The sequence below is a fragment of the Cohnella xylanilytica genome, assembly GCF_014212175.1.
GTDB classification, from domain to species: Bacteria; Bacillota; Bacilli; order Paenibacillales; family Paenibacillaceae; genus Cohnella; species Cohnella xylanilytica.
The window spans coordinates 48761-72007 of sequence record NZ_JACJVR010000110.1 but is presented as its reverse complement, the minus strand read 5'-3'; the positions used below and the strand labels follow the sequence as shown (position 1 = coordinate 72007).

Annotated in this window: 24 protein-coding genes; 22 read left to right on the top strand and 2 right to left on the bottom strand. The window is 62.0% G+C overall.

The genetic code is table 11. From position 1 onward, the window contains the following. The first annotated feature begins 4 nt into the window (after nt 1-4). From H7B90_RS26830 to H7B90_RS26820, 3 genes are all read left to right on the top strand, one after another. Nucleotides 5-670 (top strand): sulfite oxidase-like oxidoreductase, encoded by a 666-nt coding sequence (locus H7B90_RS26830; protein WP_185138973.1) that lies wholly within the window; start codon nt 5-7, stop codon nt 668-670. A gap of 16 nt (nt 671-686) precedes the next feature. After that, nucleotides 687-1772 (top strand): M42 family metallopeptidase, encoded by a 1086-nt coding sequence (locus tag H7B90_RS26825; RefSeq protein WP_185138972.1) that lies wholly within the window; start codon nt 687-689, stop codon nt 1770-1772. A gap of 484 nt (nt 1773-2256) precedes the next feature. Continuing rightward, nucleotides 2257-4389: an acyltransferase family protein gene (locus H7B90_RS26820; protein WP_185138971.1), complete on the top strand. Its 2133-nt coding sequence runs from the start codon at nt 2257-2259 to the stop codon at nt 4387-4389. 109 nt (nt 4390-4498) lie between these two features. On the opposite strand, the gene H7B90_RS26815 is transcribed toward H7B90_RS26820, so the two are convergent. Continuing rightward, nucleotides 4499-5497, bottom strand: coding sequence for an LLM class flavin-dependent oxidoreductase (locus H7B90_RS26815; RefSeq protein WP_185138970.1), 999 nt, complete (start codon nt 5495-5497; stop codon nt 4499-4501). A gap of 177 nt (nt 5498-5674) precedes the next feature. Here H7B90_RS26815 and H7B90_RS26810 point away from each other — a divergent pair, with 177 nt between their 5' ends. The 11 genes from H7B90_RS26810 to H7B90_RS26760 all read left to right on the top strand — a co-directional run bounded on the left by H7B90_RS26810 (nt 5675) and on the right by H7B90_RS26760 (nt 15779). After that, on the top strand, nt 5675-6364 hold the full coding sequence (locus H7B90_RS26810; RefSeq protein WP_185138969.1) for a metal-dependent hydrolase: 690 nt from the start codon (nt 5675-5677) through the stop codon (nt 6362-6364). 16 nt (nt 6365-6380) lie between these two features. Beyond that, nucleotides 6381-6647: a YqkE family protein gene (locus H7B90_RS26805; RefSeq protein WP_185138968.1), complete on the top strand. Its 267-nt coding sequence runs from the start codon at nt 6381-6383 to the stop codon at nt 6645-6647. 134 nt (nt 6648-6781) lie between these two features. Next, complete coding sequence (locus tag H7B90_RS26800; RefSeq protein ID WP_185138967.1) at nt 6782-7753, top strand: nucleoside hydrolase; 972 nt, start codon at nt 6782-6784, stop codon at nt 7751-7753. A 104-nt stretch (nt 7754-7857) separates the two neighbouring features. Beyond that, nucleotides 7858-8547: a GntR family transcriptional regulator gene (locus H7B90_RS26795; RefSeq protein WP_185138966.1), complete on the top strand. Its 690-nt coding sequence runs from the start codon at nt 7858-7860 to the stop codon at nt 8545-8547. 168 nt (nt 8548-8715) lie between these two features. Next, nucleotides 8716-10077, top strand: a complete 1362-nt coding sequence (locus H7B90_RS26790) for a GntP family permease (protein ID WP_185138965.1) — start codon at nt 8716-8718, stop codon at nt 10075-10077. A gap of 39 nt (nt 10078-10116) precedes the next feature. After that, entirely contained in the window at nt 10117-11667 is a 1551-nt protein-coding gene (gene gntK / locus H7B90_RS26785; protein ID WP_185138964.1) for a gluconokinase, read from the top strand. A gap of 30 nt (nt 11668-11697) precedes the next feature. Continuing rightward, nucleotides 11698-12105, top strand: coding sequence for an antibiotic biosynthesis monooxygenase (locus tag H7B90_RS26780; protein ID WP_185138963.1), 408 nt, complete (start codon nt 11698-11700; stop codon nt 12103-12105). Nucleotides 12106-12281: 176 nt separating this feature from the next. Beyond that, nucleotides 12282-12977: a response regulator transcription factor gene (locus H7B90_RS26775; RefSeq protein WP_185138962.1), complete on the top strand. Its 696-nt coding sequence runs from the start codon at nt 12282-12284 to the stop codon at nt 12975-12977. A 167-nt stretch (nt 12978-13144) separates the two neighbouring features. Further along, nucleotides 13145-14068 (top strand): ATP-binding cassette domain-containing protein, encoded by a 924-nt coding sequence (locus tag H7B90_RS26770; protein WP_185138961.1) that lies wholly within the window; start codon nt 13145-13147, stop codon nt 14066-14068. Beyond that, the gene (locus H7B90_RS26765; RefSeq protein WP_185138960.1) at nt 14061-14831 is read left to right on the top strand and encodes an ABC transporter permease; all 771 of its coding nucleotides are present in this window, start codon (nt 14061-14063) and stop codon (nt 14829-14831) included. Before H7B90_RS26770 ends, H7B90_RS26765 begins: the two co-directional genes overlap by 8 nt. Nucleotides 14832-14876: 45 nt before the next feature. Further along, nucleotides 14877-15779, top strand: a complete 903-nt coding sequence (locus H7B90_RS26760) for a sensor histidine kinase (RefSeq protein ID WP_311772821.1) — start codon at nt 14877-14879, stop codon at nt 15777-15779. 122 nt (nt 15780-15901) lie between these two features. Here H7B90_RS26760 and H7B90_RS26755 read toward each other — a convergent pair whose 3' ends face one another. Continuing rightward, entirely contained in the window at nt 15902-16330 is a 429-nt protein-coding gene (locus H7B90_RS26755) for a Dps family protein (protein WP_185139042.1), read from the bottom strand. Between the two features lie 240 nt (nt 16331-16570). Between H7B90_RS26755 and H7B90_RS26750 the strand changes: the two genes are divergently transcribed. The 8 genes from H7B90_RS26750 (at nt 16571) to H7B90_RS26715 (ending at nt 23090) form a co-directional block, all read left to right on the top strand. After that, a complete protein-coding gene (locus tag H7B90_RS26750; protein WP_185138958.1) occupies nt 16571-17470 on the top strand; it encodes a radical SAM/SPASM domain-containing protein in 900 nt (299 codons plus the stop codon). 259 nt (nt 17471-17729) lie between these two features. Continuing rightward, on the top strand, nt 17730-19007 hold the full coding sequence (locus H7B90_RS26745; protein ID WP_185138957.1) for an ArsB/NhaD family transporter: 1278 nt from the start codon (nt 17730-17732) through the stop codon (nt 19005-19007). A 75-nt stretch (nt 19008-19082) separates the two neighbouring features. Continuing rightward, the gene (locus H7B90_RS26740; protein WP_185138956.1) at nt 19083-19487 is read left to right on the top strand and encodes a Fur family transcriptional regulator; all 405 of its coding nucleotides are present in this window, start codon (nt 19083-19085) and stop codon (nt 19485-19487) included. Next, nucleotides 19454-20182, top strand: coding sequence for a winged helix-turn-helix domain-containing protein (locus H7B90_RS26735; protein WP_185138955.1), 729 nt, complete (start codon nt 19454-19456; stop codon nt 20180-20182). The genes H7B90_RS26740 and H7B90_RS26735 overlap by 34 nt, the downstream gene beginning before the upstream one ends. A gap of 169 nt (nt 20183-20351) precedes the next feature. Continuing rightward, nucleotides 20352-21302 (top strand): thioredoxin-disulfide reductase, encoded by a 951-nt coding sequence (gene trxB / locus H7B90_RS26730; protein WP_185138954.1) that lies wholly within the window; start codon nt 20352-20354, stop codon nt 21300-21302. 48 nt (nt 21303-21350) lie between these two features. After that, complete coding sequence (locus H7B90_RS26725; protein WP_185138953.1) at nt 21351-21599, top strand: glutaredoxin family protein; 249 nt, start codon at nt 21351-21353, stop codon at nt 21597-21599. A 65-nt stretch (nt 21600-21664) separates the two neighbouring features. Next, complete coding sequence (locus H7B90_RS26720) at nt 21665-22231, top strand: peroxiredoxin (protein WP_185138952.1); 567 nt, start codon at nt 21665-21667, stop codon at nt 22229-22231. A 649-nt stretch (nt 22232-22880) separates the two neighbouring features. Then, nucleotides 22881-23090, top strand: a complete 210-nt coding sequence (locus tag H7B90_RS26715) for a cold-inducible protein YdjO-related protein (RefSeq protein ID WP_185138951.1) — start codon at nt 22881-22883, stop codon at nt 23088-23090. Nucleotides 23091-23247: the final 157 nt, after the last annotated feature.

The following is a 23247-nucleotide window of genomic DNA, read 5'->3' as shown; positions in this document are numbered from 1 at the left end:
CATCATGATTAGCAAAGCGGAACGAATCAAGCGGACGAAGGCGCCCGAGCCGAACGCGGAGTGGGGAGGCCGGGTGCCTCCGGGGCAAGTGCTGACGGAGCGGTTCCCGATCCTTCACGAAGGCGAAGTGCCTCGCTACGATATGGAATCTTGGGATTTGCGGATCTTCGGCGAGGTGGAAGAGGAGAGAAGCTTCTCCTATGGCGAGCTGATGGCTCTGCCGCGCGTGCGGATCGACTGCGACATCCACTGCGTGACGAGATGGTCGAAGCTGGATACGTCCTGGGAAGGCGTCCGGTTCCGCGACCTGTTCGCGCTGCTGAAGGTGAAGCCGGAGGCGAAGCACGTCATGGTGCACGCGGACCAGGACTACGACACGAACATTCCCTTGGAAGACTTGATGGGGGACGACATTCTGCTCGCTACCCATTACAACGGCTTGCCCCTGACGGACAAGCACGGGTGGCCTCTTCGCTTGCTCGTGCCTCATCTGTATTTCTGGAAAAGCGCGAAATGGATCCGGGGCTTCGAATTCATGAAGGAGGACCGCCCCGGGTTCTGGGAGCGCAACGGGTTCCACAACTACGCGGATCCGTTCAAGGAGCAGCGCTTCTCGGGCGAGGATCTGAACATCCCCGAGGACGAATGGCACCACAAAGACTACGACTAAGAAGGAGCGGGATCGGATGAGCGAGCCTCTTAAGCCGTCGCTGGACCGGGAATACATGCTGGAGCTGCTGGGCCGGCTCTTGAACACGCCGAGTCCGAGCGGCTACTGCATGGCGATCATGAAGCTGCTGCGGGCGGAGGCGGAGAAGCTGGGCTATAGGCTCGAGACGACGCCGAAGGGCAACGGGATCGTGACGATTCCGGGCGCGGCAGCGGAGGACGGACGAGGCTCGCTCGCCTTGTCCGCGCACGTCGACACGCTCGGGGCGATGGTCCGGTCGATCAAGCCGGGCGGCACGCTCCGCTTCACGCCGATCGGCGGGTACGCCATGCAGACGGTGGAGGGGGAATATTGCCTCGTCCACACCCGGGACGGCCGAACGTACGAAGGAACGGTGCTGTCCACGAAGCCCTCCGTGCACGTCTATTCCGACGCGAGGGAGTGGGCGCGGGAAGAGGCGAACATGGAGATCCGGATCGACGAGGCGGTCTCCTCGAAGGAAGACGCGGAGAAGCTCGGTATCGCTCCCGGCGACTTCGTCTCCTGGGATCCGCGCGCGCGGATTTTGCCCAGCGGGTGGATCAAGTCCCGCCATCTGGACGACAAGGCGAGCGTCGCCGCCCTGTTCGGCGTCCTGGAATGGCTGGCGAGAGAGGGAAGGAAGCCGGTCCGAACGGTGAAAATGATTTTCTCCGTCTACGAAGAGGTCGGCCACGGGACGGCGTGGATTCCGGCGGACGTCGAGGAGCTGATCGCCGTCGACATGGGCGCGATCGGCGACGACCTGTCCGCGACCGAGCGGGACGTATCGATCTGCGCCAAGGACTCGTCCGGTCCGTACGATTATGGAATGACGACCCGCCTCGTCCGGCTCGCCAAGCGGGAAGGGCTTCCGCACGCGGTCGACATCTACCCGCACTACGGCTCCGACGCCTCCGCCGCCTTGAGAGGCGGCAGCAACATCCGGGCCGCGCTCATCGGGCCGGGCGTCCATGCCTCCCACGGCATGGAGCGAACCCACGCCGACGCGGTCGCGAACACGGCCGCGCTGCTGCTCGCCTACATGATGGACGAGGACGAGGACGGTTCGAGCGAAGGGTGACGGACGGGCGAATTTCGCCCCAGTTCGAGCCGTCGAATTAAGGCCGATCCGGCCATTGGACAAGACCGCAAAAAAAGCGGTCTTTTTTGTTTGTTTTCGACCGAATTCGGCAGGATTTCATGAACCTTATCGCGGTTCTCATCGTCTATTAAGCAACAAGATCATACGGGGCGGAACCGGGGCTGTACGCGAGGTTCGCCGAACGAGGAGGGCTGCCCACACGACTAGCCGTTCAAGCTTGACAGCGGACGTTTATCCAAGCATGAGTCATGGGTTCATTGAACGAGCAGTACCGCATTCGAGAACGACGACAGCATCGCATTAACCCGTACTGCGTATCGCAGCTTCAGAGCAAGACAACGAAGTTGGAATTAGGCAATCGGAATGACGTTTGGCCCTTACCGGCCCATCGGCACGCAATTCATGCTTGATAGACCACAAACCACTCCATTCTTGATTCGACCCTTAAAAGGAGTCCGCTGGCATGCGCAATAACACACATGGGAAAGCAAGGTATATGCCCGGCCTCGACGGCCTGAGGGCATTGTCGGTATTGGCGGTTATCGCCTACCACCTCAATTGGCAAGGGGCGCCCGGAGGGTATTTGGGCGTCGGCGTTTTCTTCGTTTTATCCGGTTATCTGATTACGGATCAATTGGTCGCCAGATGGCAGCAGGGCGGAAGGCTGGACCTCAAGGACTTCTGGCTGCGCAGAGCCCGCAGGCTGCTCCCCGCGATGCTTCTCATGCTCGCCGTCGTATCCGCTTGGCTGCTCGCCACGGATGCGGGGCGGCTGCGTTCGCTCGGCGGGGATATCGGTTCCGCGGTCGCTTACGTCAACAACTGGTGGCTCATTTACCATAAAGTCTCGTATTTCGAGAGCTTCGGGCCTCCGTCCCCGTTCGGCCACTTCTGGTCGCTCGCGGTGGAGGAGCAATTCTATCTCGTCTGGCCGCTCGTCCTCGTCGGCTTGCTGAGCGTTCTCCCCCGCAGGGGCCGGCTGGCCGGCGCGATCGCGGCCGGGGCCGCCGCCTCCGCGCTGGCGATGGCGCTGCTGTACTCGCCGGGCGAGGACCCGAGCCGCGTCTATTACGGCAGCGACACGCGAGTGTTCGGGCTGCTCATCGGCGCCGCGCTCGCCGTCGTCTGGCCGAGCGCCAAGCTGAAGGAGACGGACGGTCCGGGCGCGAGGCGCCTTCTGAACGGCGTCGGCGCCGCTTCGCTGGCGGCGATCCTGTACATGATGGCGGAGTGGAGCGAATACGACTCGTTCGTCTACCGCGGAGGCCTCGTGCTTCTGTCGGTCGCGTCGGCCGTCCTGGTCGCTTGTCTCGCGCATCCGTCGAGCACGATCGGCAAGGTGTTCTCCGCGAAGCCGCTGCGCTGGATCGGCGCCCGTTCTTACGGCATTTATCTATGGCATTATCCGGTCATCGCCTTGACGACTCCGGCCTCGGAAGCGGAGAGCTTCGACCTCTGGCGCGCGGTTCTGCAGACGGCCGCCAGCATTGCCTTGGCCGCCTTGTCCTGGAAGTACGTCGAAGAGCCCATCCTCCGCGGCGCTTGGAAGAAGGGAGCGCGGGAGTTCGCCGCCCGCACGCGTCAGCGGGGCTGGGCGAGGAAGCAGGCCGCCGCCTTGGCTACGGCGAGCTTGACCATCGTGCTGTGCGTCTCGTGCGTCGGCACCGGCTCGGTCGGGGAAGCGAACGCGATTACGGCGCCGGGCGGCTCCGCGGACGGCGGATCGGCCGGCGCCGGAGGAAGCGGCGGCATCGGCGGCGGATCGGGGGCCGATGGCGGGAATTCGGCTTCGGCCGGCGACGGGAACGGAGGGATTCCGCTCTCGACGCCCGATGCGAAGCCGGGCGCGAACGGCGGCTCCTCCGTCGTCGTAATCGATCATCCCGCCGGAGGCGGCGTCATCGGCTCCGGCGTCGGCATCGGCACGGCCACCGGGCTGCCGAAGCCGGGAACGGTTCCGGCGTCGGGCCAGAAGCCGGGTTCCGCCGGAACCGGCGGGAAGCCGGGAAGCGGCGCGACCGCGGGCGGCGCCAAGCCGGCTGCTGGAGGCGGCGGCTCCGCGCCGGCCGGCTCGAAGCCGGAAGCGGGCGGGAAGGATGCCGACGCTCCGGAGCCGCAATCCGGCAAGGGAATTACGGTCATCGGCGACTCCGTCATTCTCGGCGTGAAGCCGTATCTGGAGAAGCTGCTGCCGGGCATCGTCGTCGACGGCGAAGTCGGACGCCAGCTGTCCGAAGCGCAGGACACGATCGACGCGCACCTCAAGGCCGGCGACATGGGCGAGCTCGTCATCTTGGAGCTCGGCACGAACGGTCCGGCCGGCGAGAAGAGGCTGAAGAAGCTTCTCGATTCGATCGGGAAAGACCGAACGATCCTGATCGTCAACACCCGCGTGCCGCGCAAGTGGCAGGACGACGTGAACGACCTGCTGAAGGACGCGGCGGCGGATTACGACAACGCGACGCTGGTCGATTGGTATTCCGCCAGCGAAGGCAAGACCGAATTTTTCGCCAAGGACGGCGTGCACCTGAACCGCAAGGGCGGCGAGTTCTACGCCGCGATGCTGGCGAAGGCCGTCGCCAAGGCGAAAGGCTGATCGGCGGCGAACCTTTTAAAGCCCGATTTAAAGCCCGCTCCCTGCTCCGGTTCCGGAGGAGGGAGCGGGCTTTATGAATGAGGCGAGGATATCGGCGGCCGAGATTCCCTTAGAGCCCGAATTCCTCGGCGAGCAGCCGGTACGACTTCATCCGCGCGTCGAAGTCGTGGGTGAGCGTGACGACCATGAATTCGTCGATCCCGTATTGCTCCTGCATGTTCAGCAGCCGGTTGCGGACCTGCTTCGGCGTGCCGATGATTCGGCGCTGGCGAACGGCGCGGATGCGTTCGCGGTCGTATTCGGTGTACGGATAGCTCTCCGCCGTCTCCACCGAAGGGAACCAGTCGAGCAGCCGGCCGTGCTCCAGCGAGAGGAAGAACAGATCGGTGCTCGTGGCGAGACGGGACGCTTCTTCCTCCGTGTCGGCGCAGATGACCATAACCGCCGCGAGCGCGCGGGGCTCGGGATTCAATTCGGACGGCTGGAAGTTGTCCTTGTAGTAATGGACGGCGTCTTCGCTGCCGGGCACGCCGAAGAACTGCGCGTACGCGTAGTTCGCGCCCTTGCGGGCGGCGATCTGGGCGGTTCCCAGGCTGGAGCCGAGCAGCCATACCTCCGGCGCCGTCGGAATCGAGGGAGCCGCGTGCAGGCCGGCGAAGCGGTGGTTCGCCGGCAGCGAATCCCGCAGATAAGCGTTCAGATCGTCGACCTGCTGCGGGTAGCGGTCGATGTCGCCGTACTTGCCTTCCTGCAGCGCCCGGGTGGACAGAGGCATCCCGCCGGGTGCGCGGCCGAGACCGACGTCGATGCGGCCGGGATGGAGCGCTTCCAGCAGCCGGAAGTTCTCGGCGACCTTGTACGCGCTGTAGTGGGGCAGCATAATGCCGCCGGAGCCGACCCGGATCCGCTCCGTTCGCGCGGCCAGGTGCGCGATCAGCACTTCGGGGCTGGAGTGGGCGAGAGCCCGGGAAGAGTGATGCTCGGACACCCAATAGCGATGGTACCCGAGCTTGTCGGCGAGCTGCGCCAGCCGGGTCGTCTCGGCGAGAGTCTCGCCGGCGGTTCTTCCTTCGCAAATCTGCGATTGATCGAGAACGCTCAATATCATGGCTCACACCTCGTTCGGGTTGATGGACGAAGAAGCTCCACCGGTCCTAATTGTTCCTTATGGTATTCCATCATACCTCCGCTTTTAACTGTAGTCAATAAAATCACAGAATGTTCGCGGACAGTTTGATTCGGCCCGAGTTTGTTTTATGATAGGGAGGAAGGAGGCGATTCTCGCATGGAGATCATCTATCACGGACATTCATCCGTCCAAATCACGACGGGCGGACAATCCCTCATCATCGATCCGTTCCTGCGCGGCAACCCTCTCGCCGTCGCCAAGCCGGAGGACATCAAGGTCGATGCGGTTCTGCTGACCCACGCGCACGACGATCACATCCTGGACGCGGAGCCGATCGCCAAGGCGAACGGAGCGAAGGTAGTCGCCGTCGTCGAGCTCGCGACGTACCTGTCGTGGAAGGGGCTCGACACGATCGGCATGAACCTCGGCGGGACGGTCGATCTGGGCTTCGCGCAGGCGAAGATGATCCAGGCGTTCCATACGTCGGGAATTACCCTGCACGAAGAGAAGAGAATCATGTACGGCGGCGTCCCCGCCGGCTTCCTGATCCGCGCGGAAGGGAAGACGATTCTGCACGCGGGAGACACGAGCCTGTTCTCGGACATGAAGATGATCGGCGAGCGGGAATCGATCGATCTGGCGTTCATCCCGATCGGCGGACACTTCACGATGGGACCGGACGACGCGCTGCAGGCGGCCGAGTGGTTCGGGGCGCGGCAAGTCGTGCCCGTTCACTACGACACGTTCCCGGTTATCCGGCAGGATTCCGAAGCGTTCGTGAAGAAGCTGGAAGAGAAGGGAATCCGGGGACGGGTGCTCGCTCCCGGGGAGAGCATGACTTTGTAAGGGAGAAGGACCGGAGATGGCGAAGAAGAAGCCGGCGACGAGCCGGAAGCCGGAAGCGGCCGCCGACGCAGCGCCCGCGGCGACGCTCAAGGACCTGCTCAGCGCCGAAGTCGTCGGCAAGCTGAAGGCGCAGGCGGAGCAGATGAAGGCCGAGGAGGCCGAGCGGCGGGAGAAGGCTCGCAAGCAGGAGGAAGAAGCGCGCGCGGCCGAGAAGAAGCGGCTCGAGAACGACTTCGAGTATTTATTGAACAACAGCGGCATGGATTGGAAGAAGTACAAGTAAACTCTCCATAAGGGCGGCAAGGGGCGGCACCGTTACGGTCGGCAGGACCTCCGAGCTGCCCTTTGCGGCTTGGTGGAAGGCTGTCGCGCGTCGGGGAGAGCGGTCCGTCGCGGAGGGCGGAGGGGGACTCGGATATGAAATCGGATGAGAAGCTGCGCCTTGTTCTCGACACGGACGCCGGCATCGACGGCGCCATCGCGCTGCTCTATGCCTTGGCCGATCCGGGAATTCGGCTGGAAGGCGTCACGACCGCGCGCGGAGCGACGAGCGCGAGCCATGCCGCGGAACGGGCGCTTCGGCTCGTCCGTCTGATCGAGCCCGGCTGCGATGCGGATGTCGCCGCCGGCGCCGAGAGCCCGCTCGAGCGGGGCATCGCCGAGCCCGATCCGGCCGCGCACGGCCGAGGCGGCCTCGGGGACGTTCTGCTGCCTCCGTCCGACCGAACGCCGGCCGCCGAATCGGCAGCCGCTTATTTGGCGCGCAAGGCGAACGAGGCGCCGGGCCAGATCGCTCTCGTTCTCGCCGGCCCGACGACGAACTGGGCGCTGGCCGTGCGGGAAGACCCCGGCATCGGGACCAAGTTCAAGAGCGTCTTCGTCGCGGGAGGCACGGTGCTGGAGCCCGGAGACGCGACGCCGGTCGCCGAAGCGAACTTCCATGCCGACCCGGAGTCGGCGGCGATTCTGTTCCGGACGGCCGAGCCGCTGACGGCGATCGGCCTCGACGTCTCGGCGAAGCTGACGATCGGCCGGTCCGAGCTGGAGCGAATGGAGCCGTACGTCCCGGCAGCGCGGAGCCGGGCGGTTCGCTTATTGGCCAGGCTGATCGACTATCGCGCCCGCCATCCTCTGCACCCGGGCCAGCCGGTCGGACGGGTCCCCCTGCGCGCGGCCGCCGCCGTTCTCGCGGCGGCGAGCCCGGAGCCGTTCGTCTATCGCGAATGGTACGCCGAAGTCGCTGCGGAAGGAGGCGTGACGGCGGGAATGGTCGTCGCCGACCGCCGAAGCGCGCCGGATCCGGCGGCCGGCCGCCGAGTCCGCTTCGGCGTCGACGTCGTTCCGGAACGGGCGCTCCATCGATTCATGACCGCTTTCATGCGCGAATAACGCGCTTCCAAATCGGATATTTACAAAACGGCATCCTTGGGTGTAGGATAATAAAGCAACTTGTGTACAAGTAGACAGATAGGTTGGAAGGGGTGAAGCTCCGCATGAACTACCCGGAAGCTTGGCTGCGGGGAGCTTCTCTTGGCGAAGGGATCGCCAGCAATATTCGGCTGAAGATTGTAAGCGGCACCATTCAGCCGGGCGACAAGCTGTCCGAGAACGGAATCGCGGCCGAATTCGGGACGAGCCGTTCGCCCGTGCGGGAAGCGTTGAAAACGCTCTCCAGCGAAGGCCTGATCCGCTTGGAGAGGATGGGCGCCGTCGTCATCGGCCTCGGACCGAAGGAAGTCGGGGAGCTGTACGACGTTCGCTACCTGATCGAGAGCTTCGTCCAATCCCGGATCGCCGCCCTGGACGCCAAGGCGTTATCCGTCGTGCTCGAGCGGATCATCGACAAGATGGAACTGGCCGGCAGGCACCGGGACCCGGTGGAGTTCGCGTTCCAGGACTTGTCCTTCCACGAGACGATCATCGCGGAGGCGAAGCATTCGCGGATCTGGCAGCTGTGGAGAAGCATTCGGCAGCTCGTTATGACGGTCATGCTTATCACGACCGAAGAGGTGTTCGCCGAAGGCGAAGAGCGGGTGGAAGCGGTGATCGAGAAGCACCGGATTCTGCTGCAGGGTATCCGCAGCGGAGACCCGGAAGAGGTGCAGAAGCGGGTGCGGCGATACTTCGACGATTCGTACGTCACGCTCCGCCACAGCCTTCCGCATCGCGAAGAAGACCGGTAAGAGCGGTCTTTTCGCCCTCCAACTTGTCGACAAGTACACAAAAGTAATTCTGGAAAGTTTAGGCAAGACTGAGCAAGACCGAGCAATCGCGCAAGACCCTGCAAGACCCTGCAAGACCCTGCAAGTCGAACGACTTCAAACCAGACCAACATCTATTGGGAGGACACCATGACTACGATTTTCGGACTCAGCCATGCGGCTACCTTGCTCCTCTGGACCGTTATCGCGATCGCGTTCCTGATCGTGTTCATCTCGAAGTTCAAATGGAATCCGTTCGTCACGCTTCTGCTCTCCAGCATCCTGCTCGCCCTGCTCGCGGGCATGCAGCCGGGCGACGCGGTTACGTCCATCACCAAGGGTCTCGGCGGAACGCTCGGGACGATCGCGATCGTCATCGGGCTCGGAACGATGCTCGGCAAGATGATGGCGGAATCGGGCGGCGCGGAGAGAATCGCCACGACGCTCATCGACCGGTTCGGCGACAAGCGCGTCCACTGGGCGATGATGCTCGTCGGCTTCCTCGTCGGCATTCCGGTGTTCTTCGAAGTCGGCGTCATCCTGCTTATCCCGATCGTCTTCATCGTCGCGAAGAAGACGAAGATGCCGCTGCTGCAGATCGGCATCCCGGTGCTCGCAGGCTTGTCCACGGTGCACGGGCTCGTCCCGCCGCATCCGGCCCCGATGATCGCCATCGACGCCTATGACGCCAACCTGGGCAAGACGATTCTGTATTCGATCCTGATCGGCCTTCCCGTCGCGATTCTAGCCGGCCCGCTGTTCGGCAAGTTCATCGGCAAGCGGATTCAAGTCGAGCCGGACGAGAAGCTCGTCGAGCAATTCGCGATGAAGGAGCAGCGTACGCTGCCGGGCTTCGGCATCACGCTGTTCACGATCCTGCTCCCGGTCATTCTCATGCTGATCGGCTCGATCGCGAGCATCGCCGACCCGAAAGCGACGAGCGCGTTCACCCGGTTCTGCGAGTTCATCGGCCATGAGGTTATCGCTCTGCTCATCGCCGTCGTCTTCTCCTTCTTCTCGCTCGGCTTCGCCCGCGGCTTCTCGAAGGAGCAGGTGTCCAAGTTCGCATCCGACTCGCTCGCCCCGATCGCCGGCATCGTCCTCATCATCGGCGGCGGCGGAGCCTTCAAGCAAGTGCTGATCGACAGCGGCGTCGGCCAAGCGATCGCGGATCTGGCGACGAACGCCCATATCAACGTACTTCTGTTCGCTTGGCTCGTCGCCGCGCTTATCCGCGTCGCTACGGGCTCCGCGACGGTCGCGATGACGACGTCCGCCGGCATCGTCGCGCCGGTGCTCGCGATGACCCCGGGCGCGAACGTCGAGCTCGCCGTCCTGGCGACGGGCGCCGGATCGCTCGTCCTGTCGCACGTCAACGACGCCGGCTTCTGGATGGTCAAGGAGTTCTTCAACATGTCGGTGCCGCAGACGCTCAAGTCGTGGACGATGATGGAGACGATCCTGTCGGTGGCCGGATTGATCCTCATTTTGATTGTCAGCGCGTTTGTGTAAAAATAAAAGAGAGAGAGAAACCACACTGGAGGATACGACGTGACTACGCAAAGTTATCTGATCGGCATCGATATCGGCACGACCAGCACGAAGGCGGTGCTGTTCAGGGAGGACGGAAGCGTCGTCTCCGTCGGGAACGTCGGCTATCCGCTGTACACGCCGACGCCGCAGATCGCCGAGCAGAACCCGGACGAGATTCTGGCGGCGGTCGTCGGGTCGGTGAAGGAAGCGACGGAGAAGGGCGGCATTCGGCCGGAGGAAGTAAGGTTCGTCTCCTGCAGCTCGGCGATGCACAGCGTCGTTCCGGTGGACGCGTCGGGCAAGCCGCTGATGAACGCCATCACCTGGGCCGACAACCGGAGCGCGGCATGGGCGAAGCGGCTGAAGGAGGAGCTCGGCGGGCACGACATCTATCTTCGAACGGGGACGCCGATTCATCCGATGTCGCCGCTCGCCAAGCTGCTCTGGCTTCGGCACGAGCATGCCGACCTGTTCGGGAAGGCGGCGAAGTTCGTCTCGATCAAGGAGTACGTGCTGGAGAGGCTGTTCGGCCGCTACGTGATCGACCATTCCATCGCTTCGGCGACGGGAATGATGAACCTGAACTCGCTCGATTGGGACGAAGAGGCGCTGTTCGTCGCGGGAATCGCGAAGGATCGGCTGTCCGAGCTCGTTCCGACGACGTATCGGCTGGACGGCTTAAACGCCCGGTATGCCGCCGAGATGGGCATCGCGCCTTCGACCCCGTTCATCGTCGGGGCGAGCGACGGCGTTCTGTCGAACCTGGGCCTCGACGCGATCGACCCGGGCGTCGTGGCGGTGACGATCGGGACGAGCGGGGCGATCCGCACCGTCGTGGACCGTCCGGCCGCCGATCCGAAGGGGCGCTACTTCTGCTACGCGCTCACGGAGGACAAGTGGGTGATCGGCGGTCCGGTCAACAACGGCGGCGTCATCTTCCGCTGGGTACGCGACGAATTCGCGGCATCGGAGACGGAGACCGCCAAGCGGCTCGGCATCAGCCCGTACGACGTGCTGACGCGCATCGCGGAACGGGTCCGTCCGGGCTCGGAAGGCCTTATTTTCCACCCGTACCTGACCGGCGAACGCGCCCCGCTCTGGAATCCCGACGCTCGCGGTTCGTTCTTCGGCCTCACGCTTCACCACCAGAAGGAGCATATGATCCGCGCGGTTCTGGAAGGCGTCATCTATAACTTGTACACCGTCATGCTCGCCATGCAGGAGACGACCGGCGTCCCGGCGCGCATCAAGGCGACCGGAGGGTTCGCCCGCTCGCCCCTGTGGCGGCAGATGATGGCCGACATCTTCAACCAGAACGTCGTCGTCCCGGAGAGCTTCGAGAGCTCCTGCCTCGGCGCGGTCGTGCTCGGCTTGCGCGCGTTCGGCGACAAGAACGCGTTCTCCCGCGTCGCGGCGATGGTCGGCACGACGCACGAGCACGTTCCGAATCCGGAAGCCGCGGGCGTCTACCGGGAGCTGCTGCCGATCTTCGTCCGCTTGTCCCGCCTGCTCGAAGAGGAGTACGCCAGCATTGCCAACTTCCAGCAGAAGTTGTTTAATCAAGGATGAGTCCAAGATAGGGATGGGGAGGAATCCGTTATGATCGTGGCGACGAATACGATTCGCGTCAAGTCCGGCCATGTCGACGCGGTGGCCGAGAGGTTCATGAATCCGAAGGGCGTCCAGCACGCGCCCGGCTTCGTCAGGATGGAGCTGCTCAAGTCGTCCGAGGAGGACTACGACGAGCTCAAGGTGTGCACCACCTGGGAGAGCCGCGAGGCGTTCGAGGGCTGGTTGAACAGCGACGCGTTCAAGCAAGCCCATGCGCACGCGAAGCCGGGCGGAGCTTCCGCCGGAGCCGCGGGAGCCCAAGGCGGGGCCGCTCACGGCGGGGCTTCCCATGGAGGAGCCGCGCATGGAGGCGCCGCGCAGCAAGGGCAGCCGTCTTCCGTCATGCTCGGCTCGAAGCTGAGCGTTCACGAGATCGTATTTTCGACCCCATCGTAATCTTCGCAAGCGCGCAGAAGACCGTCTTGAGCCGGATCCCGGCTTGAGGCGGTCTTTTTGCGCGTTAGACGGTTTTCGGCGGCTCCTAGGCTTCGAAGCAACGCGTCACTTTTAGGGGACCCTGTCCATGTTATAATGTTCGATAGCATATACTAGCGAATTAGGAGAGGCGAACAATGGAAGAGTCGGCGCGCATACTGGTCGTCGAGGACGATAACGAGATCAACGCCCTGCTCGGAGGTCTCCTTCGTAGAAGCGGCTACGAGGTTCAATCCGCTTATTCGGGCACGGAAGCGAAGCTATATCTGGAGATGAAGGAGTGGGACCTCGTCCTGCTCGATCTTATGCTGCCGGGGATGAGAGGGGAGGAGCTGCTGGCGCTCATTAGCGCGCGCGGCCGCTCTCCCGTTATCGTCATCTCGGCCGAGGGAGAGCGGGAGTCGAAGATCTCCGCCCTTCGCACGGGTGCGGACGACTATATTACGAAGCCGTTCGATCTGGAGGAAGTGGCGGCGCGGGTCGAGTCGCTGCTGAGACGTTATCGGCGGCTGCCGGCTTCGGCGGCTTCGAAGCTGCTTCGTCACAAGGATCTGACGTTGGATCCCGAGCTTAAGCTCGTTAAGGTCAAGGAGACGGAGCTGACGCTGACGGCCAGAGAGTACGAGATATTGGCGCTCCTGATGTCGTCTCCGAAGAAGCTGTTCTCCAAGGCGAACCTGTTCGAGAGCGTCTGGGGGGAGGACTTCATCGGCGGGGAAGAGAACGCGATCAACGTCCATATGAGCAACCTGCGCAGCAAGCTGGCCCGCGCGAATCCGGACGAAGAGTACATCGAGACGATCTGGGGCATGGGGTATCGGCTCAAAGCTTAAGCTTTTCTTACGAATCGTCTTACGATCTCTTAGGGATCGGCATCTATACTGAAGCCATCGCAATCGAGAACGGGTCAAGGAGCCTTCGCCTGGCAAGCGCTAGCCGGCCAGAAGCGCTTCGCGGGCGTTCCCGCCAGCCCGGACTCGAACAAGGAGGCTTAAGGTCCATGAACGAATACGTGCTGCGCACGCATCGGCTGACGAAGAAGTACAAGACTCAATACGCGCTCGACAACGTCGACCTGTCCGTCCGCCAAGGAACGATCTACGGCTTCATCGGCCAGAACGGCGCCGGCAAGTCGACGCTGATGAAGCTGGTGACGGGGATGGCGTTCCCGACGTCGGGAACGATCGAGCTGTTCGGAGCGAGCGACGAGCGGGAGATCGTCCGCAATCGCAAGCGGATGGGAGTCGCCATCGAGAGCCCGGCCCTGTACCCGCATTTGACGGCGCAAGAGAACCTGGAGGCGCACCGCCTTCAGCGGGGCGTTCCCGGGAGGGATTGCGTCGCGAGAACGCTGAAGCTGGTCGGGCTGGACGGCACCGGCCGGAAGAAGGCGAGGAACTTCTCTCTCGGGATGAAGCAGCGGCTATCCTTGGCCGTCGCCTTGCTCGGCGATCCGGAGTTCCTGATCCTGGACGAGCCTACGAACGGACTGGACCCGATGGGAGTCGTCGAGATGCGCGAGCTGCTCCAGAAGCTGAACCGCGAGAGGGGCATTACGATCCTCATCTCCAGCCATATCCTAAGCGAGCTCCACCTGCTGGCGACCCATTACGGCATCATTCACCGAGGGAAGCTGCTGGAGCAGTTGACCGTTCAGGAGCTGCAGGAGAAATGCCGGCAATACGTCCACATCAAGGCGAACGATCCGGAGCGCGCGGCCGCCGTGCTGGAGAGGGAGTTGGCGACGACCGAATTCGAAGTGCTGCCGGACGGCGTCATCCGACTCTACTCCCATCTGGAGAAGCCGGCGAGCGTCTCGAAGGCGCTCGTCGCCGGAGGGCTCGAGCTAGAACAGTTCATGCCGATGGGCGAAGATCTGGAGAGCTACTTCGCGGCGCGGATCGGGGGCGGCGCGAATGGCTAACCTGATCCGATCGGAATGGTTCAAGCTGAAGCGAAGCCGCGTATTCTGGCTCATGCTGGGCGTTCTGCTTGTCTCGGCGGTCGCTTATTGCGTCTTGAACTACATGGACGATCCGAACGACGGAGGAGCGCTTAACGCCGTATCCGGCATGGACATGTTCGTCGCCGGAATGGGCGGCAACTTCTACATTATCAAGATCGGCGTCTGCATTCTGGCCGGATTCTTCATCTCGAGCGAGTACTCGACGGGAACGATGAAGAGAGCGGTTACGTCGGGGAATACCCGAAGCCAGGTCATCTTGGCGAAAACAAGCGTCTATCTCGCCGGTTCCGTCCTGACGGCGCTGCTCTTCCCGCTCGCGAGCTTGGCCGCCGGTTCCCTGTTGTTCGGCATCGGAACGCTGGAAGGCGTCTCCTCCGTCGCGGAGTACATCGTTCGCTGCTTGGGCCTCACGATAACGGTAGCGGCAGCCCATGCGGCCATTGCCGCCTTGATCGGTACGCTATTCAACGACAGCGGCAAAACGATCGGCTTCGGAGTCATCTTCTTCTTTTTCATCGACGGGGTGTTCGCGTTAGTCGGCAATTACGTTCCGATCGTCAAGACAGTTTACGAGTATTCGGTGTTCAGCCAGATCATTCATTACACCGAACCGGCGCTGTCCTCCCGGAACGTTCTGCTAACGGCGCTTATCCCTCTTGCGACGTCGGCCGCGCTGCTCGTTCTGTGCGTGTTGGCGTTCCGGAAGAAAGAAATCAAATAAACGGCGAAGACGAGTCGAGGCAGAGCGAAAAGGGGGCGGATGGACGTGCTGATCGGACTTGCGGCCGCGGGGTTCCTCGCGGCGGCCGTCTGCCTGTTCCGCTTGCTCTCCTTGAGAAGAGAGATCCGCGGCATCGCAAGGCATCTCCGCCGTTACAACCGGCACGAGACCGCCGCCAAGCTCACCGTCGGTACGGCCGACCGGAGCATCCAGGCGCTCGCAGAGGAGATCAACCGGCACACCGAGCTGATCGTGCAGGCGAACGCGGAACGCAGAAGGACGGAGGACGAGCTGCGGAAGGCCGTCGCCAACATGTCGCACGATCTGCGAACGCCGCTCACCTCGATCTCCGGCTATATTCAACTGTTGGAATCCCGCGAGCTGCCGGAGGAAGAGAAGAGGGAAGCCGTCGGCATCATCAAGCAGAGGGCGGACCGGCTGCAATCGCTGCTGAACGACTTCTTCGAGCTGACCGTCCTCGATTCGACGGACTATTCCCTGAAGCCGGAGAAGCTGAGATTGAATCGGCTGCTCCCGGATATTCTGCTCGGCTTCTACGACAAGTGGAGCGAGCGGCGGCTGGAGCCGACGTTCCGGCTCCCGGAGGAGCCGATCGTCGTCTTCGCCGACGAGTCGGCCGTCCGGCGCGTCGTGGAGAACTTGATGGTCAATACGATCCGGCACGCAGCAGGAAGCATCGACATTGCCCTGGAAGCCTCGGCGGGAAGGGCCGTGCTGACGATCGGCAACGACGCTCCGCATCTGAAGGGCTTCGATCTGGAGCTGCTGTTCAACCGCTTCTACATGGCGGACCGTTCCCGATCGGGCCGGAGCTCCGGGCTCGGCCTGTCGATCGCGCGCGGCCTCATGCACAAGATGGGCGGCGAGCTGACCGCCGAGATGAAGGGCGAACGGCTGCTCATGAAGTGCGAGTGGAAGTTGGGTTAACAGTAAAAAGGGTTGTTCCGATAAGACATTCGCTTATCGGAGCAACCCCATATTTCTTATGCGGCCCTGTCGCAGCAGGCGAGTCGCTAGCGCGCGCCGCTGGCGCCGCTCAAGGCAATGGTTCACTCGCCGAGGAACGCGCTCAGCATCCACACGTGCTTCTGCAAGCCGGCGAGGATGTCGAGCAGCAGGTCCCCGGTCGCTTCGTCGCCGACGGATTCGGCGTAACTGATGCCGAGCTGCAGCTCTTCGATCATGAGGCGGAAGTCGGAGACGACGGACGACACCATCTGCTCGGCCGTTCGGGTTGCCGCTTCCTCGCGGACGGACGCCTGCTTCAGGGCTTCGGCCAGCGTCGGCACCGCGTCGTCGCCCAGCGCGCGCACGCGTTCGGCCAACTCGTCGATATGGCCGGCCGCTTCGCCGTACAGCTCCTCGAACTTGGAATGCAGCGTGAAAAATTGCGGGCCGCGGACGTGCCAGTGGTAATTGCGCAGCTTTATCTCGGTTACGATCCAGTTGGCGAGTTGTTTGTTCAGAACGGTTGTCATGGCGCTCATAGAAGGTTCCTCCTTGGAATTAAATTTAGACTTAATCTAAATATGAACACATCATAACACCTTTTCAGGCGCGCATCATGAAGATTCGATGAAGGTTTGATGAAGACAGGACGAGGCCGGGCCGCGAGTCCAATAATCCTCCATAAGGAAATCGGCATGCGGCAGGCTAGGTTCCACAGCCGTTGTCTGCTACAATAAAGGAGCCGACAGGCATGGGGGTAATCGCAGCTTATGAGGAGATTCAAGAAGTTCTATATCGAGATTACGAGCGTCTGCAACCTGGCCTGCACGTTCTGCCCGGAGACGAAGCGCCAAGCCCAGTTCCTGCAGCCGGAACGGTTCAGCCGCATTCTCGACGAGATCAAGCCCTATACGGATTCGATCTACCTGCACGTGAAGGGGGAGCCGCTGCTTCATCCGAAGATCGACCGGCTTCTCGAGATCAGCCACGACAAAGGGTTCAAAGTCAACATCACGTCCAACGGGACGCTGCTCCATAAGAACCGCGACAAGCTGCTCGGCAAGCCCGCGCTTCGGCAGATGAATTTCAGCCTGCACAGCTTCGACGGGCATCCCGGGTCCACCGATAAGGAAGGCTACGTGACGAGCGTCTTGGACTTCGCCAAGGAAGCCGCGGCGGAGCACGGCGTGCTGATCTCGCTGCGTCTGTGGAATCTGACGGAAGACAACGCGACGAATCTCGAGAGAAGAAGGAACCGGGAAGTGCTGACCATCCTCGAGAGGGAGTTCGGCCTCGACTATGCGATCGAGGACCGATTCGAGCGGGGCAAGGGCCTGAAGCTGGCCGATCGCATCTATCTGAACCAAGACCACGAGTTCAAATGGCCGAAGCTGACCGAACAAGAGGATGAGGGCAGAGGCTTCTGCCACGCGCTGCGCAATCAAGCGGGCGTGCTCGTGGACGGAACGGTCGTGCCCTGCTGCCTGGACGGGGAAGGCGTCATCAACCTGGGCAACATTCACGACAAGCCGTTCCGGGAGATTATCGAAGGCGAGCGCGCGACCCGGATGTACGACGGGTTCTCGCGGCGCGAAGTGGTGGAGGAGCTGTGCCGGAAGTGCGGCTACCGGCAGCGGTTCAACCTGGAGCCGGCGGACGTTCGCGCCTGACGGATGGCGATCTGTCCGCAATATTCAGCGGATACGCCGATTTAGCCGGATTTACGTTCTTCGCAAGCCATTATTCTTCGGATGACTTGATTATTCTTTGATTTTCTAGTATATTGTTAGTTAATTACATGCGCGCATTGTAACAATCTCATACGCAACAACCGGAGGAGCCTGCCATTCGCAGGCTTCTTTTTGTCTTTTTCCGGGTTCTCGTTCCTCGTTCGGGGAACCAATATATTAGATCATCTGGGGGTACGCCATGGAACAACAAGCGATCTGGGCCATCGTTCTATTTCTGATCACTTACGCGCTAATCGTCTCGGAGAAGATCCACCGGACGATCGTCGCAATGCTCGGAGCCGCGCTGATGGTCGGCTTCGGCATCGTCGACCAGGAGAACGCGATTCATCACATCGACTTCAATACGCTCGGCCTTCTCGTCGGCATGATGATCATCGTCGGCATCACGGCCGAGACGGGGCTCTTCAATTACATCGCCGTCGCGGCGGCCAAGAAGGCGAAGGGCGTGCCGATCCGCATTCTCGTGTCGCTCGCCGTCATCACCGCCGTCGGGTCGGCGTTCCTCGACAACGTGACGACCGTTCTCTTGATGGTGCCCGTCACGTTCAGCATCACCCGGCAGCTCAAGGTCAATCCGATCCCGTTCCTGCTGACGCAGATCGTCGCCTCGAACGTGGGAGGGACCGCCACCTTGATCGGGGATCCGCCGAACATCATGATCGGCAGCGCGGTCAAGGAGCTGACGTTCAACGCGTTCCTCTTCAACCTGGCGCCGATCGTCGTCGTCATCATGGCGGTCTACGTCGGAATCTTCATTCTGATGTTCCGCAAGTCGCTTCGGGCGTCGGAAGAAGCCGTCCGCGGCATCATGGAGATGGACGAGAGGAAGCTGATCACCAATCGGAAGCTTCTCGCGCAATCCTTGAGCGTAATGGGACTGACGATCGTCGGCTTCTTCACGCATCAGCTGCTGCACCTGGAGTCGGCCACGGTCGCGCTCGCGGGAGCGTTCGTTCTTCTATTGTTGACGGGCGAGCACGCGATGGAGAGGGCGCTCGGCAAAGTCGAATGGACGACGATCTTCTTCTTCGTCGGTCTGTTCGTTCTCGTGTCGGGCCTCGTGGAGACCGGCGTTATCGCCGAGCTCGCTCAGAAGGCGATCGATTGGACCGGGGGCGACCCGGTCGCGACGTCGATGCTCATCCTGTGGCTGAGCGCGATCGCCTCCGCGTTCCTCGACAACATTCCGTTCGTCGCGACGATGATCCCGATGATCCAGGAGATCGGGGCGCTCGGCTACGGCGATCTGGAGCCGCTCTGGTGGAGTCTCGCCCTCGGAGCCTGTCTCGGCGGCAACGGGGCGCTCATCGGCGCGAGCGCGAACCTGATCGTCGCCGGCCTGGCGGGCAAGGAAGGCCATCCGATCTCGTTCATGAGGTACCTTAAGTTCGGATTCCCGCTTATGCTTCTGTCGATCGTCATCTCGAGCGCGTACCTTTATTTGCGGTATTTGTAAATCGGGTCCCCTCCTTGACGAAACCCGGCAATAGCATTAAATTTAAACTAAGTATAAGTTGAGGAGGGGAACGCCATGTCCCGCCAAGGCCTGACCGCGCCGCGAAGGCTGATCCTGGACATCGTCAGCGAGTCGCACGACCATCCGACCGCGTCGGACGTCATCGACCGCCTGAAGAGCCAGGGCCATAGCGTCGCTTACGCAACCGTCTATAATTCGTTGAGATATTTGACCGAACAAGGGCTCATCCGCGAGCTCAAGCTCGAAGGGGACGCGAGCCGGTACGATTCGCGGACCGAGGATCACCAGCACATCGTCTGCACCTCCTGCGGGAAGGTGGACGAGGTGATGACGGAATCTCCGAAGGAATGGCTCCGCCGCATCGAAGCCGAGACCGGGTATTCGATCACGGAGGAACAATTGCTCTTCAAGGGGGTGTGCGCCGAATGCAGAACGTCGAACAACCGAACCGCGCATTGACCGCGGCGCCGCCCTTCCCGGAGGGAGCCTTCTGCGATACGACCCGGCGGATCGTGGTGATCAGTCCTTTTCCCGCGCTGCTTCAGGATCTCGTCTCGGAGCTGATGGCCCGCTGCTACGACGTGCTCATGTTCCATCACGCCAAGGAGCCGATTCTCCCGCTGCTGCAGAACGATCTGTTGATCGTGGACCGGACTTGGGGGACGGACGCGGACGAACCGATCGAAGCGGTCGCCTCGTCGGACTGCCTGTTCCTGGTCGGGGACCGGACGCCGGCTCCGCTGCCGGAAGGGAATGCTCTCGTCTGGCCTTCCGATCTCGGGACGGCGATCGCGAAGATCGAAGAGCTCGCGGGGCAGAGCAAGCCGACGGGCGAAGATTCGGCTTCGGGAGCGTCCGACCGGCTGCGGTTCAAGGACGTCGAGATGGATCTGAAGCGCATGATCGTGCTGAAGTCCGGCTCCAAGGTCGACCTGACGAAGACGGAATACGACCTGCTGCGCGTGCTGCTGTCGGCGGACGGCGTCATGACGCGCCAGGACATCATGGAAGCGATCTGGGGCGACGGCTACTTCGGAGGCAGCAATTCGATCGACGTTCATATCAAAAGCTTAAGGCACAAGCTGGGCGACGACCCGAAGCGCCCCGCCTACATCGCGACCGTCCGGGGAGTCGGCTACCGGCTGGCGGAATAATCCCGAGAGAGGCCGCGGAATTTGCCGCGATAGACGCGGCCCGCGGCGCTTCATGAAATCTTCATCAACTCTTCATCATACCTTCATGCAGTTCGATCGCGCGGATGGTATGATTTTTTTGTACCCGATAATTAAACTAAATCTAAATATAAAGATGGAGGGAAACCGAATGCGCAAAACGATTATCGTCGGCACCGGCCCCGCGGGATTGACCGCGGCGATTTACCTGGCGAGGGCGAACCTGAATCCTCTCGTCATCGAAGGACCCGAGCCGGGCGGGCAATTGACGACAACGACCGAAGTGGAGAACTTCCCGGGCTTCCCGGAAGGCATTCTCGGGCCGGAGCTGATGGCGAACATGCGCAAGCAAGCCGAGCGGTTCGGCGCCGAATTCAAGACGGGCTGGGTGAACGAGGTCGACTTGTCCAAGCGGCCGTTCACGCTGCGGGTCGAAGGGCTCGGAGAACTGCAAGCCGAGACGCTCATTATCTCGACCGGCGCGTCGGCGAAGTATCTCGGCATCCCGGGCGAGAAGGAGAACGTCGGACGCGGCGTCAGCACCTGCGCCACTTGCGACGGATTCTTCTTCCGCGGCAAGAAGATCATCGTCGTCGGCGGCGGGGATTCCGCCATGGAGGAAGCGAACTTCCTGACGCGCTTCGCGTCCGAAGTCGTTCTCGTCAACCGCCGCAGCGAGCTCCGCGCTTCGAAGATCATGCAGGCGAGAGCCCGCGAGAACGCCAAGATCAGCTGGGCGCTCGACCGGACGCCGCTCGAAGTGGTCGCGGACGATTCGGGAGTGAAGGGGCTCAAAGTCCGCAACAACGCGACCGGCGAAGAGGAGCTGGTCGAAGCCCAAGGGGTGTTCATCGCGATCGGGCATAACCCGAACACGAAGTTCCTCGGCGGTCAATTGACGACCGACGACCACGGCTACCTCGTCGTCAACCCCGGCACGACGGAGACGAACGTTCCCGGCGTCTTCGCCTGCGGCGACGTTCAGGACAACCGGTACCGCCAGGCGATCAGCGCCGCGGGCACGGGCTGCATGGCCGCTCTCGACTGCGAGAGATTCCTTGAGGAAGCGGCCGCATCGGGCAAAGAGGAAGTTGCCGTCTAAGCGACGTTATTTTCAACCTATAACGAACGAAATGGAGGAGGACCCGCCATGGCCAACGCGAATCCCGTCATCGTCTACACGAGCACGTACTGCAACTACTGCAAGCAAGTGAAGTCGTTCCTCTCCGACAACGAAGTCGAATACGAGGAGCGCAACATCGACCAGGACGAGAAGTACGCCGAAGAGCTGTGGAACACCGGCCTGCGTTCGGTACCGGTCACCGTCTTCGGGGACGTCAAGATTCTCGGCTTCAACCAGACGCAGCTGAGCCGCGCCGTCTCCGAATACAACGCTTGATCGCCCTTCGCCGATACCGATACATGCCAAACATCACGCTAACAACCTAGGAGGATTCAACCATCATGAGCAACCAACAAACGATCGCCTATCCCTTCGCCAAAGTAGGACTGCCCGCTCCCGACTTCAAGCTGCCGTCGACCAAGAACCTCGCGACGCTCGAGGAGACCGTCTCCTTGTCCGAGTACCGCGGCAAGTGGCTCGTCCTGTTCTTCTGGCCGTACGACTTCACCTTCGTGTGCCCGACCGAGATCGTCGGCTTCAGCGACAGCTACGAGCAATTCAAGAGCCTGGACTGCGAGATCGTCGGAGCCTCCGTCGACAGCGTCTACACGCATCGCGCCTGGATCGAGACGCCGGTCGACAAGAACGGCATCGGCGCCATCCGCTTCCCGATCGCTTCCGACTTCACGAAGGAGACGGCCCGCGCCTACGGCATCCTCGACGACGAGTCCGGCGCGGCTCACCGCGGCCTGTTCATCATCGACCCGGAAGGCATCCTGCGCTACCAGGTCGTCACGGACATGAACGTCGGCCGGAGCGTCGAAGAGACGCTGCGCGTGCTTCAAGCCCTGCAATCCGGCGGGCTGTGCCCGGTGAACTGGAAGCCGGGAGACAAGACGCTGGGCTGATTGCGCGTTAAGCCGACATCGGCTTTCGAGTTTATTTTCTCTTCCAATCTGCCATAATAGAGACTAGAAGGGCATAGACTCGGCAAGGCAGCGGGCGAACCGGACACGCAATCGTTCGTCCGAGAGGTGGCGGCAATGAAGGAAGGCAACTTCGCGAGAGGCTGTCTGTGGGGAACGGCGATCGGTCTCGTTCTGTGGGGATTGATCGCGGTTCTGGTATGGAAGCTGGTCTGAAGGTATCAACAGCGCTAATCGTTCAAACAGGGAAGGTCCAGTAGTTCGAGCATTCTAATCTTTTCCAAGTTATTCAGGCTCTCCAAGCGCGAGACTCCGGTTCCCCGAAGGGGCTGGAGTCTTGTCGCGTCTTGGGGGCGGATGGATGGAACTGGCAGGGTGACGGAGGTACGGGCTGGGCATACTCGATTGGGCGAGAGAAGCGCCTCATATGGACTGTGGCCGAGCATAAGGACGATTTCCGATGGCTGGCGAGGGCGTATGAAGCGGTGAAGAATGGCGGCGTCGCCGCTCGCCGGGTTCGCGAACCGGCGAACGCAGCTGGCGTTATCGGAGGCAGGACAAGCTTACCCTCTTGACTTGAGTCGGTCTCTAGGACTATATTAATTCGGTGTCTCTAGTTTTAGCGAAGGGAATGCTTGTACCATTGACTGCGAACGAAGACGCCAAAGCGAAATTGTCCATCGTGAAAATCCTGAAATGCAAAAACCCCGAATGCAAGGCCTGGGTACGGGAAGAGTTCGCGACGCCCGACCAAGCATGCCCGATGTGCAAAGGCCCGATGCTTCGCACGATGAAGCACCTGCCTCCCCTGCAGAAGAAATTCAAAGCACCGGCTAAATAGGATCAGACGGAGAAGAAGCCCGCCGACGCGCGGGCTTCTTCGCGTTCCGGCGAGCGCGGATCGGGCGCGTGAGGCTGGCGTAAATCGGGCGAGAGCGGGCAGAGCGCAGATGGGAGTTAGCGTCGCATCGGATGAGCTGCTTAGAGGTGCTGACGGC

What these genes read in the sequence shown, in the direction of transcription:
- H7B90_RS26830 (WP_185138973.1), top strand. Translation starts at nt 5, where the DNA reads ATGATTAGCAAAGCGGAACGAATCAAGCGGACGAAGGCGCCCGAGCCG.
- H7B90_RS26825 (WP_185138972.1), top strand. Translation starts at nt 687, where the DNA reads ATGAGCGAGCCTCTTAAGCCGTCGCTGGACCGGGAATACATGCTGGAG.
- H7B90_RS26820 (WP_185138971.1), top strand. Translation starts at nt 2,257, where the DNA reads ATGCGCAATAACACACATGGGAAAGCAAGGTATATGCCCGGCCTCGAC.
- H7B90_RS26815 (WP_185138970.1), bottom strand. Translation starts at nt 5,497, where the DNA reads ATGATATTGAGCGTTCTCGATCAATCGCAGATTTGCGAAGGAAGAACC.
- H7B90_RS26810 (WP_185138969.1), top strand. Translation starts at nt 5,675, where the DNA reads ATGGAGATCATCTATCACGGACATTCATCCGTCCAAATCACGACGGGC.
- H7B90_RS26805 (WP_185138968.1), top strand. Translation starts at nt 6,381, where the DNA reads ATGGCGAAGAAGAAGCCGGCGACGAGCCGGAAGCCGGAAGCGGCCGCC.
- H7B90_RS26800 (WP_185138967.1), top strand. Translation starts at nt 6,782, where the DNA reads ATGAAATCGGATGAGAAGCTGCGCCTTGTTCTCGACACGGACGCCGGC.
- H7B90_RS26795 (WP_185138966.1), top strand. Translation starts at nt 7,858, where the DNA reads ATGAACTACCCGGAAGCTTGGCTGCGGGGAGCTTCTCTTGGCGAAGGG.
- H7B90_RS26790 (WP_185138965.1), top strand. Translation starts at nt 8,716, where the DNA reads ATGACTACGATTTTCGGACTCAGCCATGCGGCTACCTTGCTCCTCTGG.
- H7B90_RS26780 (WP_185138963.1), top strand. Translation starts at nt 11,698, where the DNA reads ATGATCGTGGCGACGAATACGATTCGCGTCAAGTCCGGCCATGTCGAC.
- H7B90_RS26775 (WP_185138962.1), top strand. Translation starts at nt 12,282, where the DNA reads ATGGAAGAGTCGGCGCGCATACTGGTCGTCGAGGACGATAACGAGATC.
- H7B90_RS26770 (WP_185138961.1), top strand. Translation starts at nt 13,145, where the DNA reads ATGAACGAATACGTGCTGCGCACGCATCGGCTGACGAAGAAGTACAAG.
- H7B90_RS26765 (WP_185138960.1), top strand. Translation starts at nt 14,061, where the DNA reads ATGGCTAACCTGATCCGATCGGAATGGTTCAAGCTGAAGCGAAGCCGC.
- H7B90_RS26755 (WP_185139042.1), bottom strand. Translation starts at nt 16,330, where the DNA reads ATGACAACCGTTCTGAACAAACAACTCGCCAACTGGATCGTAACCGAG.
- H7B90_RS26750 (WP_185138958.1), top strand. Translation starts at nt 16,571, where the DNA reads ATGAGGAGATTCAAGAAGTTCTATATCGAGATTACGAGCGTCTGCAAC.
- H7B90_RS26745 (WP_185138957.1), top strand. Translation starts at nt 17,730, where the DNA reads ATGGAACAACAAGCGATCTGGGCCATCGTTCTATTTCTGATCACTTAC.
- H7B90_RS26740 (WP_185138956.1), top strand. Translation starts at nt 19,083, where the DNA reads ATGTCCCGCCAAGGCCTGACCGCGCCGCGAAGGCTGATCCTGGACATC.
- H7B90_RS26735 (WP_185138955.1), top strand. Translation starts at nt 19,454, where the DNA reads ATGCAGAACGTCGAACAACCGAACCGCGCATTGACCGCGGCGCCGCCC.
- trxB (WP_185138954.1), top strand. Translation starts at nt 20,352, where the DNA reads ATGCGCAAAACGATTATCGTCGGCACCGGCCCCGCGGGATTGACCGCG.
- H7B90_RS26725 (WP_185138953.1), top strand. Translation starts at nt 21,351, where the DNA reads ATGGCCAACGCGAATCCCGTCATCGTCTACACGAGCACGTACTGCAAC.
- H7B90_RS26720 (WP_185138952.1), top strand. Translation starts at nt 21,665, where the DNA reads ATGAGCAACCAACAAACGATCGCCTATCCCTTCGCCAAAGTAGGACTG.
- H7B90_RS26715 (WP_185138951.1), top strand. Translation starts at nt 22,881, where the DNA reads ATGCTTGTACCATTGACTGCGAACGAAGACGCCAAAGCGAAATTGTCC.